The organism is Pseudomonas brassicacearum (genome assembly GCF_003732225.1).
GTDB classification, from domain to species: Bacteria; Pseudomonadota; Gammaproteobacteria; order Pseudomonadales; family Pseudomonadaceae; genus Aquipseudomonas; species Aquipseudomonas brassicacearum_E.
The window spans coordinates 24,902-40,360 of sequence record NZ_MOBJ01000019.1; the positions used below are offsets into that span (position 1 = coordinate 24,902).

At 60.6% G+C, this 15,459-nt stretch carries 14 protein-coding genes; 8 read left to right on the forward strand and 6 right to left on the reverse strand.

Features of this window, described 5'->3' with window-relative positions; all coding sequences use genetic code 11:
• Positions 1–90: 90 nt before the first annotated feature.
• Positions 91–1,389: an MFS transporter gene (locus tag BK659_RS23290; RefSeq protein WP_123427468.1), complete on the reverse strand. Its 1,299-nt coding sequence runs from the start codon at positions 1,387–1,389 to the stop codon at positions 91–93.
• Positions 1,390–1,750: 361 nt separating this feature from the next.
• Here BK659_RS23290 and BK659_RS23295 point away from each other — a divergent pair, with 361 nt between their 5' ends.
• Together BK659_RS23295 and BK659_RS23300 are read left to right on the forward strand one after the other, a co-directional pair.
• Positions 1,751–2,155, forward strand: a complete 405-nt coding sequence (locus BK659_RS23295) for an acyl-CoA thioesterase (RefSeq protein WP_019694314.1) — start codon at positions 1,751–1,753, stop codon at positions 2,153–2,155.
• 57 nt (positions 2,156–2,212) lie between these two features.
• The gene (locus tag BK659_RS23300) at positions 2,213–3,112 is read left to right on the forward strand and encodes a D-hexose-6-phosphate mutarotase (RefSeq protein ID WP_123427512.1); all 900 of its coding nucleotides are present in this window, start codon (positions 2,213–2,215) and stop codon (positions 3,110–3,112) included.
• 135 nt (positions 3,113–3,247) lie between these two features.
• Here BK659_RS23300 and BK659_RS23305 read toward each other — a convergent pair whose 3' ends face one another.
• From BK659_RS23305 to BK659_RS23330, 5 genes are all read right to left on the reverse strand, one after another.
• Entirely contained in the window at positions 3,248–3,784 is a 537-nt protein-coding gene (locus tag BK659_RS23305; protein ID WP_123427514.1) for a DUF3299 domain-containing protein, read from the reverse strand.
• An 88-nt stretch (positions 3,785–3,872) separates the two neighbouring features.
• The gene (locus BK659_RS23310) at positions 3,873–4,118 is read right to left on the reverse strand and encodes a GlsB/YeaQ/YmgE family stress response membrane protein (protein ID WP_123427470.1); all 246 of its coding nucleotides are present in this window, start codon (positions 4,116–4,118) and stop codon (positions 3,873–3,875) included.
• Positions 4,119–4,229: 111 nt separating this feature from the next.
• The gene (locus BK659_RS23315) at positions 4,230–5,312 is read right to left on the reverse strand and encodes a 5-(carboxyamino)imidazole ribonucleotide synthase (RefSeq protein WP_123427472.1); all 1,083 of its coding nucleotides are present in this window, start codon (positions 5,310–5,312) and stop codon (positions 4,230–4,232) included.
• 11 nt (positions 5,313–5,323) lie between these two features.
• Positions 5,324–5,815, reverse strand: coding sequence for a 5-(carboxyamino)imidazole ribonucleotide mutase (purE, locus tag BK659_RS23320; RefSeq protein WP_019694319.1), 492 nt, complete (start codon positions 5,813–5,815; stop codon positions 5,324–5,326).
• Positions 5,816–6,137: 322 nt separating this feature from the next.
• Positions 6,138–7,064 (reverse strand): LysR substrate-binding domain-containing protein, encoded by a 927-nt coding sequence (locus tag BK659_RS23330; protein ID WP_123427475.1) that lies wholly within the window; start codon positions 7,062–7,064, stop codon positions 6,138–6,140.
• A 180-nt stretch (positions 7,065–7,244) separates the two neighbouring features.
• Here BK659_RS23330 and BK659_RS23335 point away from each other — a divergent pair, with 180 nt between their 5' ends.
• From BK659_RS23335 to BK659_RS23360, 6 genes are all read left to right on the forward strand, one after another.
• Complete coding sequence (locus BK659_RS23335; protein WP_071552724.1) at positions 7,245–8,669, forward strand: aspartate ammonia-lyase; 1,425 nt, start codon at positions 7,245–7,247, stop codon at positions 8,667–8,669.
• 484 nt (positions 8,670–9,153) lie between these two features.
• Positions 9,154–10,605, forward strand: coding sequence for an alanine/glycine:cation symporter family protein (locus BK659_RS23340; protein WP_123427476.1), 1,452 nt, complete (start codon positions 9,154–9,156; stop codon positions 10,603–10,605).
• Between the two features lie 181 nt (positions 10,606–10,786).
• Positions 10,787–11,791: an asparaginase gene (locus BK659_RS23345; RefSeq protein ID WP_123427478.1), complete on the forward strand. Its 1,005-nt coding sequence runs from the start codon at positions 10,787–10,789 to the stop codon at positions 11,789–11,791.
• Positions 11,792–11,955: 164 nt separating this feature from the next.
• Positions 11,956–12,948, forward strand: a complete 993-nt coding sequence (locus BK659_RS23350; RefSeq protein ID WP_123427480.1) for an AraC family transcriptional regulator — start codon at positions 11,956–11,958, stop codon at positions 12,946–12,948.
• Positions 12,949–13,266: 318 nt separating this feature from the next.
• Positions 13,267–14,298 carry a histone deacetylase family protein gene (locus BK659_RS23355; RefSeq protein ID WP_123427482.1) on the forward strand — a complete coding sequence of 344 codons (1,032 nt, stop codon included), beginning with the start codon at positions 13,267–13,269 and terminating at the stop codon, positions 14,296–14,298.
• A gap of 12 nt (positions 14,299–14,310) precedes the next feature.
• A complete protein-coding gene (locus BK659_RS23360; RefSeq protein ID WP_123427484.1) occupies positions 14,311–15,426 on the forward strand; it encodes a polyamine ABC transporter substrate-binding protein in 1,116 nt (371 codons plus the stop codon).
• Positions 15,427–15,459 lie beyond the last annotated feature (33 nt).

Below are 15,459 nucleotides of genomic sequence, written 5' to 3' on the forward strand. Positions count from 1 at the left end.
CTGCGGTAAACACAGAACCAATGTGGGAGCGAGCTTGCTCCGGGCGGCGTTCCGACGATGAGGCCGGTGCAGTCAATGCAAGGGGTCGGCTTAGCGGTTGTTTTTCCAGAGGTAACCACCCACCAGAATCCCGATGCTGCAGATGATCGCCACATAGTAGGCAGGCCCCATCGGGCTTTCCTTGAGCAGCAGGGTGACGACCATCGGGGTCAGGCCGCCGAAGATCGCGTAAGCCAGGTTGTAGGAGAACGACAGGCCGCTGAAGCGCACCACCGCCGGGAACGCCTTGACCATCACGAACGGCACCGCACCGATGGTGCCGACGAACAGGCCGGTCAGCGCGTACAGCGGGAACAGCCAGTCGGGGTGATTGAACAGGCTGTGGTAGAAGGTCCAGGACGTCGCCAGCAGCGCCGCGCTGCCAAACACGAACACCCGGCCAGCACCGAAGCGATCCGCCAGCGCGCCGGAGGCTACGCAACCCAGACTCAGGCACACGATGGCCACGCTATTGGCTTGCAGCGCGGTCGTGGCCGAGAAGTGATAAATGGTTTGCAGCACGGTCGGGGTCATCAGAATGACCACAATGATCCCGGCCGACAGTAGCCAGGTCAGCAGCATCGAGATAGCGATGGCGCCGCGATGGTCACGCAGTACCGCACGCAGCGGCACTTCTTCGGCCAGCGCCTTGCGCAGTTGCAGCTCGGCGAACACCGGAGTTTCGTGCAGCCAGCGGCGCAGGTAGACCGAGAACAGGCCAAACACACCACCGAGCAGGAACGGGATCCGCCAGGCGTAATCAGCTACTTGTTCAGAGGTGTAGAGGCTGTTGATTACAGTGGCGACCAGCGAGCCGAGCAGGATGCCGGCAGTCAGGCCGCACGTCAGCGTGCCGCAGGCGTAGCCGATGTGCCGCTGGGGCACGTGTTCGGAAACGAAGACCCAGGCCCCCGGCACTTCACCGCCAATCGCCGCGCCCTGGATCACTCGCATCAGCAGCAACAGGATCGGCGCCCACATGCCGATCTGCGCGTACGTCGGCAGCAAGCCCATGATCAGCGTCGGTACGGCCATCATGAAAATGCTCAGGGTGAACATTTTCTTGCGCCCCAACAGGTCGCCGAAGTGCGCCATGACGATGCCGCCCAGCGGCCGCGCCAGGTAACCTGCGGCAAAGATGCCGAAGGTCTGCATCAGCCGCAACCACTCGGGCATGTCCGCCGGAAAGAACAACTTGCCGACTACCGTGGCGAAGAACACGAAAATGATGAAGTCGTAAAACTCCAGCGCACCGCCCAAGGCAGACAGCGACAGCGTCTTGTAATCGTTGCGGGTCAAGGGACGTGCAGATTGCGCGGGTGTCGCTATGCTCGATGGCGCTGTGGTCATGGCAAGGGCTTCTCTTATAGTCAGATCCGCAACCCCAACAACGCTGGCAGGGGCTTGGGCAGGTTCGGCACGATAACAAATTGTTCGAAAAAGCACATGGAAGCGCGTATTTGGCCGTCAAAATGAGAACCGGGTGGTCGTCGCGCGGTCTACCGCTCGATATACTCGCAACCTGCAACACGCTGAAAGGGTTGCTGTGCGAAGACGCCGCTGGCTCTACCAGTCGATTTCGCAGAGTTTCCCTTTAGCGCGCCTTATGGAAAACGCGACGAACGTAGTATGTTCGGGCTGAATCGTTTTTCTCAAGACGGCTATTCACCTGAAGTACCAAAGAGAGTCACGGGTCAGAGGCACCCCCGGCATGATAGAGCTCGAACAAGAAGATCCTATTCCGCAAGGCGATCTGGCCCTGCAAATCACCGCGCTTCCCCGCGAAACCAACGGCTTTGGCGATATTTTCGGCGGCTGGCTGGTGTCACAGATGGATTTGGCCGGCACGGCGATGGCCAGCAAAGTCGCGGGCGGGCGCGTAGCCACCGTGGCGATCGATCGCATGGCGTTCCTGGTGCCGGTCGCGGTCGGCGCGCAGCTGTCTTTCTATACCCAGGCAACAGAAATCGGTCGTAGCTCGATCAAGATGATGGTCGAGGTCTGGAGCGACGATCCACTGTCCAGCGAATGGCGTAAAGTCACTGAAGCGGTGTTCGTGTTCGTCGCCATCGATGGCAGCGGCCGCACCCGCTCGGTTCCGCCTAGAGCTCGTTAAACCCGGCAGCCGTTTTGCGGTCCATTGCTGTCATTGATCCTGAGCGAGATGTGCAACATGCCTACTCCCAACGTTGAAGCCGTGAAACTGGATGAACTGAACTGCTGGCGCATCCGCCACGGTCAGGCCGAATTGCTGGTGGCCCAGCAAGGTGCGCACATCCTCAGTTATCAACTGGCCGGGCAACCGCCGCTGATCTGGCTCAACGATGAGGCGGTATTCAAAACCGGCAAGAGCATCCGCGCAGGTGTTCCCGTGTGCTGGCCATGGTTTGGCAATCTCGACCGCAACCCGCCGAGCGTTCAGGCGATGCGCGTCAGCGATCAACCCGCTACCGCCCATGGGCTGGTGCGGGCGATGGACTGGGAACTGGGCGCGATTGAAGCCGAAGGCGAAAGCCTGAAGGTCGAATTTGTACTGCCATACCCTGAAGCTGGTCTGCCGGGCTGGCCGCATCAGGTCGATTTGACGCTGAGCATTCGTCTCGATGAGCAACTGCACATCAACCTGACCAGCAATAATCGCGGTGCCGACAGCGTGAGCATCAGCCAGGCGCTGCACAGCTACTTCGCGGTCAGCGATGTACGTAACGTGCATGTCGAAGGCCTGGATGGGCTGAGCTACATCGAAACCCTGGATAACTGGAAAACCGTCACTCAGACCGGCGATCTGCGTTTTGCCGGGGAAACCGACCGGATTTACCTGAATACACCGGCGCCATTGAGCATCGTCGATCCTGCCTGGGAACGGCGGATCGAACTGACCAGCAGCGGCTCGCGCTCGGCGGTGATCTGGAACCCGTGGATTGCGCGCGCGGCGCAGTTCAGTGACATGGCCGACGATGGCTGGCAGCGCATGCTGTGCATCGAAACGGCCAACGTGATGGATGACATCGTGACCCTGGCGCCGGGGGCGAGTCATACGCTGGGCGTGAGTATCGGAAGCAAGCCGCTTTAAGCAACACCATAAACAAATGTGGGAGCGAGCTTGCTCGCGATGAGGCCATAACATCCAACATCTATGTTGACTGTTACACCGCCATCGCGAGCAAGCTCGCTCCCACATTTGATCAGTGCCAAGCCAGCTGGCGCGTTACAAATCCGACTCTTTGACCACCCGCACTTTCTCCGCATCCAGCGCATAGGCCGCATCGGCCAGGTCATTGTTGACCTTCTCGATCTTCAGCGTGCCGGTGACCCACAGCGGTGTGTAGATATCGTCCAGCTTCAACCCCTTCGGATAACGCACCAACACCAACTGGTTAGGCGGCGGCGGTGGCACGTGGATGCAGGCACCTGGGTAAGGCACCAGGAAGAATAGCGTGCTGCGACCCTTGCCATCGGTTTCCAACGGCACGGGATAACCACCGATACGGATGTTCTTGTCGTTCATCGACGCCACGGTTTTGGTCGAATACATCACCGCCGGCAAGCCCTTGCTCTGCTTCAGGCCACCCTTGTCGGTAAAGGTGCCGTTGGCTTCGGGCGAGTTGTGGTCGATTTCAGGCATGGCCTCGAGGGCCTTCTGGTCCGACTTGGGCATCAGTTCGAGCCAGTCGGTTTCCGGCAGTTCGCCGGCATGGGCCAGGCCTGAGCCCAGCAATAGGAGAGTCAACAGAAGACGGCGCATGAAGATGCTCGGCAAAAGGGAAGTCAGTAAGTCGTCGAGCATTCTAGCCCTCCCCGCACGCAGAGCAGAGAGGGCTTTGTCGTTTGAATCAGCTCTTTCTAATGAAACCGTAGATCACCAACAGGATGATCGCGCCCACCAGTGCACCGATGAAGCCCGCACCTTGGCCAGCCTGATAGATACCCAGCGCCTGGCCGCCGTACGTGGCCGCCAGCGAACCGCCGATGCCGAGCAGGATGGTCATGATCCAGCCCATGCTGTCGTCACCCGGCTTCAGGAAACGAGCCAGCAGGCCAACGATCAATCCGATGAAGATGGTTCCAATAATGTGCATGCCGTTTCCCTCTGAATGAACTGGACTGGATATGCCAAAGCCTAGTCAGACTTTGGCATCCTGCCATCAGAGATCGGCGGCGACCGAAGGTTCCGTCGCTGCCAGATGAAACTATTCGGCGATCAGCGCTTCGACCTTGAGAATCTGCTGCGCAAGCGTGGCCTTGTCGGCGCAACGCAGGTTGACGTGACCGACCTTGCGGCCGACCTTGAACGCCTTCCCGTAGTGGTGCAGATGGCAATCAGCGATAGCAATGACCTTCTCCACCGGCGGTACAACGCCGATGAAGTTGAGCATCGCGCTCTCGCCGACCTTGGCGGTCGAACCCAGCGGCAGGCCGGCAACGGCGCGCAGGTGGTTTTCGAACTGGCTGCACTCGGCGCCTTCGGTGGTCCAGTGGCCGGAGTTGTGTACGCGCGGGGCGATTTCGTTGGCCTTGAGGCCACCGTCGACTTCGAAGAACTCGAACGCCATCACGCCGACGTAGTCCAGCTGCTTGAGCACGCGGCTGGAGTAATCCTCGGCCAAGGCTTGCAGCGGGTGGTCGGTGCTGGCCACGGACAGTTTGAGAATGCCGCTGTCGTGGGTGTTGTGGACCAATGGGTAGAACTTCGTTTCGCCATCGCGAGCGCGCACGGCGATCAGCGAAACTTCACCGGTGAACGACACGAAGCCTTCCAGCAAGCAGGCTACGCTGCCCAGCTCGGCGAACGTGCCGACCACATCGGCCGGCGTGCGCAGGACTTTCTGGCCCTTGCCGTCGTAACCCAACGTGCGGGTTTTCAGCACGGCGGGCAGGCCGATGGTGGCTACCGCAGCTTCAAGATCGGCTTGCGACTGAATATCGGCGAAGGCCGGAGTCGGAATGCCCAGGTCCTTGAACAGGCTCTTTTCGAACCAGCGATCGCGGGCAATGCGCAGCGCTTCGGCACTCGGGTAAACCGGGACGAATTGCGACAGGAAGGCCACGGTTTCGGCCGGGACGCTTTCGAATTCGAAGGTCACTAGGTCGACTTCATCGGCCAACTGACGCAGGTGGTCCTGATCGCCGTAGTCGGCCCGCAGGTGTTCACCCAGCGCGGCTGCGCAGGCATCCGGCGCGGGGTCCAGAAAAGCGAAGTTCATTCCCAGCGGCGTACCTGCCAGGGCCAACATGCGACCCAACTGGCCGCCACCGATTACACCGATCTTCATCGTCAACAACCTCAGGCGATGCGTGGGTCTGGATTGTCCAGGACGCTGTCTGTCTGCTCAGCACGGAAGGTTTTCAGCACCGCGTGAAACTGCGGGTGCTTGGCGCCCAGGATACTCGCCGAAAGCAGCGCGGCGTTGATCGCGCCCGCCTTGCCGATGGCCAGGGTGGCAACCGGAATACCCGCTGGCATCTGCACGATCGACAACAGCGAATCGACGCCCGAAAGCATCGACGACTGCACTGGCACGCCCAGCACCGGCAGGTGGGTCTTGGCCGCACACATGCCTGGCAAGTGGGCCGCGCCACCGGCACCGGCGATGATCACCTCGATGCCACGGGCCTCGGCCTCTTCGGCGTACTGGAACAGCAGGTCCGGGGTGCGGTGGGCAGAAACCACTTTCACCTCGTAAGGGATGCCGAGCTTTTCCAGCATATCGGCGGTGTGGCTAAGGGTGGACCAATCGGACTTGGAGCCCATGATCACGCCAACCAGTGCGCTCATCGTCGTGCCTCTTCTCTCTGGGCGCCCGCAGGCGCGTCAAAAAACAACAAGCCACGCAAAATGCGTGGCTTGATTGTACGAAATATGGCCAGTCAAACCGGCCGAAGGCCGCGCAGTATACCTCAATGAAGCAGATAAACAGCCCCCCGCGCGACCATCTGTCATACGGCGCAAAGTGCCGGTTTTATTGACTTTAAGGTCAGCCAAAACACACCGCAAATCCCCTGTGGGAGCGAGCTTGCTCGCGATAGCGTCAGGGCATTCAATATTGATGTTGAATGTTAGTCAGTCATCGCGAGCAAGCTCGCTCCCACAGGGTGCTTCATTGTGTTCCAGAGACGGTGGAGCCCTGCGCCGCCCCGCCTTCCAGCTTGCGCCAGAGCAACCGCACATTCGCCTTGCGCACCAGTGCGCAGCGGTACAGGCGAATCTCCAACGGTACGTGCCATTGCGGGCCGCCGCAGACTACCAGCTCACCGCGCGCCAGTTCGGCGCGCACACTCAATTGCGGCACCCAGGCGATACCCAACCCTTCCAGCGCCATGCTTTTCAGGCTGTCGGCCATGGCGGTTTCATAAATGGTGGTGAAACGCAGCGCACGCTGGCGCAGCAACATGTTCACCGAACGGCCGAGAAACGCACCGGCGCTGTAGGCCAGCAGCGGCACGCTCGCCTCGCCTTCGAGGTCAAATAGCGGTTTACCGTCGGCATCGGCCGCGCAGACCGGAAGCATTTCGGTATCGCCCAGATGCAGTGACGGGAAAATCTCCGGGTCCATTTGCATGGCGGCGTCCGGATCATAGAACGCCAGCATCAAATCGCAACCGCCTTCGCGCAGAGCGTGCACAGCGTCGCCGACGTTGGTCGCTACCAGCCGCGTGGCAATGTTCAACCCTTCGTTGCGCAGCTGCGCGATCCAGCGCGGGAAGAAACCCAGGGCCAGGGAGTGAGCCGCCGCGACTTGCATCACTTCGCCCTGCCCGCCTTCGAGGTGATGCAAATGCCGCAGCACTTCGCCGAGTTGCTCGACGACCGTGCGTGCCGTCACCAGGAACAACTGCCCCGCCGCCGTCAATTCGATGGGCGTGCGCGAGCGATTGACCAGGGTCAGCCCCAGCGCGGCTTCCAGGCTGCGGATCCGCCGGCTGAACGCCGGCTGAGTCACGAAGCGCCGTTCGGCAGCCTGCGAGAAGCTACGGGTGGCGGCCAGGGCACTAAAGTCCTCGAGCCATTTGCTTTCCAGATTCATCACGTCCTCCCGGACACGCACCAATTTAGGTCACACGCTCGCCGTAAACACGGCGTCACACGGGCATTATGCCGAATGTGCATAGGGCAGTGCTTAACAGCATTGGCCCAAAATTCTCCACAAGCCTAGCATTCGCAGCGTTCCGGCACAGACCGGGTCCATATCGAGATGATTTCTATCATGTCCTCCGCTGCATCATTCCGCACCGAAAAAGACCTGCTTGGCGTACTCGAAGTACCGGCTCAAGCGTATTACGGCATCCAGACCCTGCGAGCGGTGAACAACTTCCGTCTCTCCGGCGTTCCGATTTCGCATTACCCGAAGCTGGTTGTCGGTCTGGCGATGGTCAAACAGGCCGCCGCTGACGCCAACCGCGAGCTGGGTCACCTGAGCGAAGTCAAGCACGCTGCCATCAGCGAAGCCTGTGCCCGTCTGATCCGCGGCGATTTCCACGAAGAGTTCGTGGTGGACATGATTCAAGGCGGCGCTGGCACCTCAACCAACATGAATGCCAACGAAGTCATCGCCAATATCGCGCTGGAGGCCATGGGCCACAGCAAGGGCGAATACCAGTACCTGCACCCGAACAACGACGTGAACATGGCGCAGTCGACCAACGACGCCTACCCGACGGCTATCCGTCTGGGTCTGCTGTTGGGTCACGACGCCCTGCTCGCCAGCCTCGACAGCCTGATCCAGTCGTTCGCGGCCAAAGGTGAAGAATTCAGCCACGTTCTGAAGATGGGTCGTACCCAGCTGCAAGACGCCGTGCCGATGACCCTTGGCCAGGAATTCCGCGCCTTCGCCACCACCCTGAGCGAAGACCTGGCACGCCTGAAAACCCTGGCTCCCGAGCTGCTGACCGAAGTCAACCTGGGCGGCACCGCAATCGGCACCGGCATCAACGCCGACCCGCGTTACCAGCACCTGGCCGTTGAGCGTCTGGCACTGATCAGCGGTCAACCGCTGGTACCGGCCGCCGACCTGATCGAAGCCACTTCCGACATGGGCGCCTTCGTGTTGTTCTCCGGCATGCTCAAGCGCACCGCCGTCAAGCTGTCGAAGATCTGCAACGACCTGCGTCTGCTGTCCAGCGGCCCGCGCACCGGCATCAACGAAATCAACCTGCCAGCGCGTCAGCCAGGCAGCTCGATCATGCCAGGCAAGGTCAACCCGGTTATTCCGGAAGCCGTTAACCAGGTGGCCTTCCAGATCATCGGTAACGACCTGGCCCTGACCATCGCGGCCGAAGGCGGCCAGTTGCAACTGAACGTGATGGAGCCGCTGATCGCGTTCAAGATCTTCGACTCGATCCGCCTGCTGCAACGCGCCATGGACATGCTGCGCGAGCACTGCATCGTCGGCATCACCGCCAACGAAGCCCGCTGCCGCGAACTGGTCGAGCACTCGATTGGTCTGGTCACTGCGCTGAACCCGTACATCGGCTATGAAAACGCTACCCGCATCGCCCGTATCGCCCTTGAAAGCGGCCGTGGCGTGCTGGAACTGGTGCGCGAAGAAGGCCTGCTCGACGACGCCATGCTCGCCGACATCCTGCGCCCGGAAAACATGATTGCTCCGCGTCTGGTGCCACTGAAAGCCTAACGCTGTAGTTATTGCTCACCAGGTCGAGGGACTAGACACCTCTCACCTTTTGAGGGCTTGGAGATTATTCTCCAGGCCCTTTTTTTTAACTTGTTTGCAACAACGCAGAACCTGTGGGAGCGAGCTTGCTCGCGATGAACGATGACGCGGTTTTCCCGAAAAACTGCGGTGCCGGCATCGCGAGCAAGCTCGCTCCCACATGAGCCTGACTCGAAAAAGTCAGGTGTTTCAAGGACTCGTTTCATCGTTCGCACCACAACCGTGCAGACGGGCGCCGCACTGATAGGTATAGTGCCGCCCCTCTTCGCGTGAGCGGTCGTCGGTAACGAGACCCAAACCCATGCGAAACCCGAACTAATAACAAACCCGCAATATGGAACCGGGACGAACTTCGCCCCACCCGTTGTGCCGTGCACAGACTGGTGTAACGCGATGTGTCGACCGCCCAGCATTTGCCTACACAAAAAACAGCGAGGAATACTCCATGCTCGAAGTCATTAACGACTTCCTCTCAGGGAAAGTACTGATCGTGCTCATTGTCGGGCTCGGTAGCTACTTCACGATCCGCTCGCGTTTCGTTCAGTTGCGTCACTTCTTCCACATGTTCTCGGTCTTCCGCGACAGCCTGCGCAGCAGCGCCGGTCAACTCAGCTCCTTCCAGGCCCTGATGCTCAGCCTCGCCGGCCGCGTCGGCGCAGGCAACATCGCCGGTGTCGGCATCGCCGTGACCCTTGGCGGTCCAGGCGCGGTGTTCTGGATGTGGGTGACGGCACTGGTCGGCATGTCCAGCAGCTTCTTCGAATGCTCTCTCGGCCAGCTCTACAAGCGCTGCGACTCCGAAGGCCAGTTCCGTGGCGGCCCGTCCTATTACATCCAGCACGGCCTGCAGAAACGCTGGTTGGGGATGATCATGGCATTCCTGCTGCTGATCACTTTCGGCTTCGCCTTCAACGGCCTGCAAGCCCATGCCGTGACTCACTCGCTGAACAACGCCTTCGGCCTCGACACCACCTACACCGGCCTCGGCCTGGCGGTGCTGCTGGGTCTGGTGTTCGTCGGCGGGATCAAGCGCATTGCGGCCATCGCTGACCTGCTGGTGCCGGTCAAGACGCTGGTCTACATCGCCGTGACCCTCTATGTGATCGTGCTGCAATTCGATCACGTACCGGGCATGCTGATGACCATCGTCAAAAGCGCCTTCGGTCTGGACCAGGCCTTCGGCGGCCTGATCGGCAGCGCCATCATCATGGGCGTGAAGCGTGGCGTGTTCGCCAACGAAGCCGGCCTGGGCAGCGCACCGAACGTGGCCGCTGTGGCCTCGGTCGAGCACCCGGTGGCACAAGGTGTGGTTCAGGCGTTCAGCGTGTTCCTCGACACTTTCGTGATCTGCACCTGCACCGCGTTGCTGATTCTGTTGTCGGGTTTCTACACTCCGGGCTTCGAAGGTGACGGCATCGCCCTGACCCAGAACTCCCTGGCAGCGGTCGTCGGCGATTGGGGCCGGATGTTCATCAGCGTCGCGCTGGCGTTGTTCGTGTTCACCTCGATCCTCTACAACTACTACCTCGGCGAAAGCAACCTGCGCTTCTTGATCGGTGACAACCGTAAAGCGCTGATGGGCTATCGCGCACTGGTACTGGTGCTGATCTTCTGGGGCGCTATCGAGAACCTCGGCACGGTGTTCGCATTTGCCGACATCACCATGACCATGCTCGCGTTCGTCAACCTGATCGCGCTGTTCCTGTTGTTCAAGGTCGGCATGCGCATCCTGCGTGACTACGATGACCAGCGTGCTGCCGGCATCAAGACGCCAGTGTTCGATTCAAGCAAATTCCCGGACCTGGACCTGGACCTCAACGCCTGGCCAGCCAACCCGCCAGCCGCCGCTCCAAAGGCCGAAGCCGAGCCGCAAGGCGTGACCGCAGCGCAACGCTGATCGGTTAAAACCGGGCGCATCCCCTGCGCCCGACGTGACACAGCGTGCGACCGGCGTCATGCTCGGTCGTATGTTGTGGCAGCTTGTTGAGGCTGCCGTTTTGGTTCGAGCTTAAGACCGCGGCGCTCCTTTCGCGAGCAAGCCCGCTCCCACAAGAAGTCATCGTTTTCGGAGAACCTCCATGAATTCCTCAACCTATCCCGCTGCGCAGCACGTCATGGTGCTCTACACCGGTGGCACCATTGGCATGCAAGCCAGCGCCAACGGCCTGGCCCCGGCGTCCGGTTTCGAGGCGCGGATGCGCGACTATCTGCATAGCCAGCCTGAGCTGGTGGTGCCGAACTGGCGCTTCCGCGAAATGACCCCGCTGATCGACAGCGCCAACATGACCCCGGCCTACTGGCAGCGCCTGCGTGACGCGGTCATCGAAGCGGTCGATGTCGACGGCTGCGACAGCGTGCTGATCCTGCACGGCACCGACACTCTCGCTTACAGCGCTGCGGCCATGAGTTTTCAATTGCTCGGCCTGCACGCGCGGGTGCTGTTTACCGGTTCCATGCTGCCAGCCGGCGTGCCCGACAGCGATGCCTGGGAAAACCTCGGTGGTGCGCTGGTCGCCTTGGGTCAGGGCCTGGCGCCGGGCGTGCAGTTGTACTTCCACGGCGAGCTGCTGGACCCGACCCGTTGCGCGAAAATTCGCAGCTTCGGCCGACATCCGTTTGCTCGTCTGCAACGCCAGGGCGGCGGCGTCAAGGCGCCTGCTCTGCCGGCTGCGCTTGAGTACCGTCAGAGCAAGCAACTGGCTAAAGTCGGTGTGCTGCCGTTGTTCCCCGGCATCGGCGCCGAGCAACTCGACGGCATGCTCAATAGCGGCATTCAGGGTCTGGTGCTGGAATGCTTCGGCAGCGGCACCGGACCGAGTGACAACCCTGAGTTTCTCGCCAGCCTTGCGCGCGCGCGGGACAAAGGCGTTGTGGTGGTAGCGATCACCCAGTGCCATGAAGGCGGGGTTGAGCTGGACGTCTACGAGGCGGGCAGTCGCTTGCGCGGCGTGGGTGTGTTGTCCGGGGGCGGCATGACCCGTGAGGCCGCGTTCGGCAAATTGCATGCGTTGTTGGGCGCGGATCTGGATACGGCAGAGGTTCGACGACTTGTAGAGCTCGATCTGTGCGGCGAACTGAGCTGACACACCACAAACCCTGTGGGAGCGAGCTTGCTCGCGATGACGGTGGGCCAGTCGACATTGATGTTGAATGATCAACCGCTATCGCGAGCAAGCTCGCTCCCACCAGATCGTCATTGGGCATACAACTTGCTCCCCTTTCCGGCACTCCCAAGCTGGAACCGCCCATGCTCCACTCCCACCTCACCACCCTCAACGCCGTCTCCCTGGTGCTCAATGCCTTCAAGGCCGATGGGCTTTCAAGTGAAGCGCTGCTGGCTGGCAGCGGCATCAGCGTGGCGGATTTGAGCCGGGCGGACACGCGGATCACCACCAACCAGGAAATGCAGGTTTGCGCCAACGCGGTCGCGCTCAAGCGTGATATCGGCCTGGAACTGGGTCGGAGCATGCACGTTTCGTCCTACGGCTTACTCGGTTATGCGCTGCTCACCAGTGCCACCTTCGGTGACGCTTTGCGGTTGGCGATGCGGTATCCGGCGCTGTTGGGAACACTTTTCGAGTTGAGCCTTGAGGACGACGGCGAGCGTATCTGGTTTGTTGCCGCCGATTACCGGGAGAGCCCGGCGATGGCAGTGTTCAACGCCGAGTTCTGCCTGGTCTCGCTGAAAGTCATCTGCGACGACCTGCTCGGCCATCCACTGCCTCTGCTCGGCGCTCGTTTCGAACATTCGGCACCGGATTATCAGGCCAGCTATGCGACGCACTTTGATTGCCCGCTGCATTTCGGTTGCACCGATAACGCCTTCGCTTTTGACAAACAGTGGCTCGACCAACCGTTGCCGCTAGCCGACACCATCACCCATCAAGCCATGGCCGAACGTTGTCGTAAGCAGAATACCGAGTTCACCGGCCGCCAGGCGTGGCTGGGGCGGATTCGCCAACTGCTCAGTGCACAATTGAACTCCGCACCAGGGCTCGAAGGGCTGGCCGAGCAGATGAATTGTTCAGCGCGGACGTTACGTCGGCACCTCAAGGATCTTGGCTGCAGTTATCAGGAGTTGATCGACGAACTACGATTCGAGCAGGCCAAACAAATGCTCTATGAGGATCAACTGCCGATTTACCAGATCGCCGAGGCGCTGGGGTTCAGCGAGACCGCGAGTTTTCGCCATGCTTTCGTGCGCTGGAGCGGCGTGGCGCCGAGTCAGTTCCGCCCTTGAGTACTGCGGTTTCCGGGCTGCCGTCATCGCGAGCAAGCTCGCTCCCACAGGGATTACTATCGTATACAAATGCCGTGTTCACTGAAGCTCAATGTGGGAGCGAGCTTGCTCGCGATGGCGTCCTCAAGAACACCCAAAGCCTCGCAGACAGCTCAGCATTCCATGCCCTGAGCTGGCGCATCCTCGTGCCAATAAGGGGCGAATTTCGGTCAAACCTTTTGGCCATATCTATCCCCTTTTGGCCGCTCCTGCCGTTCTCTGAATCCGCGCACGCCGCAAGACTGTGTTCAACCGAATCAGCCTGCGGAGAACAAGAAAATGCTGACGATCTACTCGGACGATCACCACCTGCACCACGGACGCTGCGAGTTGATGGACGGGCAACTGATGCCCTGCTTCGAAATGCCCTCGCGGGCCGACCACGTTCTGGCACGCGTTCAATCCCGTGACCTGGGGCCGGTGGAAGCGCCGCAGAATTTTGGTCTGGGGCCGATCCAGCGCATTCACAGCGACGACTACCTGACGTTCTTCAAAGGTGCCTGGCAGCGCTGGACCGAGTTCGAGCGTGACGGCGACTTGCTGCCCTACACCTGGCCGGCGCGCACCCTGCGCACGGTCATCCCGAAAAGTCTGCATGGTCAGCTCGGCTACTACAGCTTCGACGGCGGTGCACCGATCACCGTCGGCACCTGGCAGGCAGCGTATAGCGCAGCACAAGTGGCGCTGACCGCCCAGGCCGAGATCCAGCGCGGCGCACGCAGTGCGTTTGCCCTGTGCCGTCCACCGGGACATCACGCCGCCAGCGATTTGATGGGCGGTTATTGCTACCTCAACAACGCGGCCATCGCCGCCCAGGCATTCCTCGATCAGGGTCACCAGAAAGTCGCGATCCTCGATGTCGACTACCACCACGGCAACGGCACCCAATCGATTTTCTATCAGCGCAGCGACGTGCTGTTCGCCTCGATCCACGGCCACCCGGAAGCCGAATTTCCGTTCTTCCTCGGCTACGAAGACGAGCGCGGCGAAGGTGCCGGTGTTGGTTTCAACTTCAACTACCCGTTGCCTGCAGGTTCTGGCTGGGACAGCTGGAGCGCCGCACTGGAACAGGCCTGCAAAGAAATCGAAAACTACGGCGCCGACATCGTGGTCGTGTCCCTGGGCGTGGACACCTTCAAGGACGATCCGATTTCCCAGTTCAAGCTCGACAGTCCGGATTACCTGGCGATGGGCGAACGCATCGGTGCCCTCGGCAAGCCAACCCTGTTTGTGATGGAAGGCGGCTACGCGGTGGAAGAAATCGGCATCAATGCCGTAAACGTTCTCGAAGGTTTCAAAAGCGCCCAATGAGGAATTAGAACAATGAATCAACTCAAGCGTTTTATCGCGCCGGCACTCTTCACCACAGTGCTCTGCGCCACGGTCCTCAGCGGCGCCGTACACGCCGAAGAGCGCACATTGCGAGTCTACAACTGGTTCGACTACATCACCCCCAAGGCCCTTGAAGACTTCAAGGCCGAGAACACCAAGGTCAAACTGGTCTACGACATCTTCGACACCAACGAAGCGCTGGAGGCCAAACTGCTCACCGGCAACTCCGGTTACGACGTGGTGGTGCCGTCCAACGTGTTCCTCGCCAAGCAGATCGAAGCCGGGGTGTTCCAGCCGCTGGACCGCAGCAAGCTGCCGAACTGGAACCACCTCGATCCCAAGCTGATGAAGCTGATCGAAGCCAACGATCCGGGCAACAAGTTCGCCGTGCCGTACATGTACGGCACCATCCTGATCGGCTTCAACCCGGACAAGGTCAAGGCCGCGCTGGGCACCAATGCACCGGTGGACAGCTGGGACCTGATCTTCAAGGAAGAGAACATCAGCAAGCTCAAGCAGTGCGGTGTGGCCCTGCTCGACTCGCCGTCGGAGATCCTGCCGCTGGCCCTGCAACACCTGGGCCTGGACCCCAACAGCAAAAAGCCTGCGGACTACGACAAGGCTGAAGCGTTGCTGATGAAGATTCGCCCGTACATCACCTATTTCCACTCGTCCAAGTACATGGCCGATATCGCCAACGGGGACATCTGTGTCGCCGTCGGTTACTCCGGCAGCTTCTCCCAGGCCGCGAACCGCGCCAAGGAAGCCAAGAACGGGGTGATCGTCGACATGCGTCTGCCGAAAGAAGGCGCGCCGATCTGGTTCGACATGCTCGCGATCCCCAAAGGTGCGAAAGATCCGGAAGACGCCTACACCTTCATGAACTACCTGCTGCAACCGAAAGTCATCGCGCCGGTCAGCGATTTTGTCGGTTACCCAAACCCGAACAAGGACGCCACCGAACTGGTCGACCCGGCGATCCGTCACAACCCGAACCTGTACCCGACCGAAGCGGCGATGAGCACGCTCTACACCCTGCAACCGCTGCCCCGTGACGCCGAACGTGCGCGGACCCGGGCCTGGACCAAGATAAAGTCCGGGACCTGAACAACCCATCGTTTACGCGCCATTGAAGACCCG

What these genes read in the sequence shown, in the direction of transcription:
- BK659_RS23290 (WP_123427468.1), bottom strand. Translation starts at nt 1,389, where the DNA reads ATGACCACAGCGCCATCGAGCATAGCGACACCCGCGCAATCTGCACGT.
- BK659_RS23295 (WP_019694314.1), top strand. Translation starts at nt 1,751, where the DNA reads ATGATAGAGCTCGAACAAGAAGATCCTATTCCGCAAGGCGATCTGGCC.
- BK659_RS23300 (WP_123427512.1), top strand. Translation starts at nt 2,213, where the DNA reads ATGCCTACTCCCAACGTTGAAGCCGTGAAACTGGATGAACTGAACTGC.
- BK659_RS23305 (WP_123427514.1), bottom strand. Translation starts at nt 3,784, where the DNA reads ATGCGCCGTCTTCTGTTGACTCTCCTATTGCTGGGCTCAGGCCTGGCC.
- BK659_RS23310 (WP_123427470.1), bottom strand. Translation starts at nt 4,118, where the DNA reads ATGCACATTATTGGAACCATCTTCATCGGATTGATCGTTGGCCTGCTG.
- BK659_RS23315 (WP_123427472.1), bottom strand. Translation starts at nt 5,312, where the DNA reads ATGAAGATCGGTGTAATCGGTGGCGGCCAGTTGGGTCGCATGTTGGCC.
- purE (WP_019694319.1), bottom strand. Translation starts at nt 5,815, where the DNA reads ATGAGCGCACTGGTTGGCGTGATCATGGGCTCCAAGTCCGATTGGTCC.
- BK659_RS23330 (WP_123427475.1), bottom strand. Translation starts at nt 7,064, where the DNA reads ATGAATCTGGAAAGCAAATGGCTCGAGGACTTTAGTGCCCTGGCCGCC.
- BK659_RS23335 (WP_071552724.1), top strand. Translation starts at nt 7,245, where the DNA reads ATGTCCTCCGCTGCATCATTCCGCACCGAAAAAGACCTGCTTGGCGTA.
- BK659_RS23340 (WP_123427476.1), top strand. Translation starts at nt 9,154, where the DNA reads ATGCTCGAAGTCATTAACGACTTCCTCTCAGGGAAAGTACTGATCGTG.
- BK659_RS23345 (WP_123427478.1), top strand. Translation starts at nt 10,787, where the DNA reads ATGAATTCCTCAACCTATCCCGCTGCGCAGCACGTCATGGTGCTCTAC.
- BK659_RS23350 (WP_123427480.1), top strand. Translation starts at nt 11,956, where the DNA reads ATGCTCCACTCCCACCTCACCACCCTCAACGCCGTCTCCCTGGTGCTC.
- BK659_RS23355 (WP_123427482.1), top strand. Translation starts at nt 13,267, where the DNA reads ATGCTGACGATCTACTCGGACGATCACCACCTGCACCACGGACGCTGC.
- BK659_RS23360 (WP_123427484.1), top strand. Translation starts at nt 14,311, where the DNA reads ATGAATCAACTCAAGCGTTTTATCGCGCCGGCACTCTTCACCACAGTG.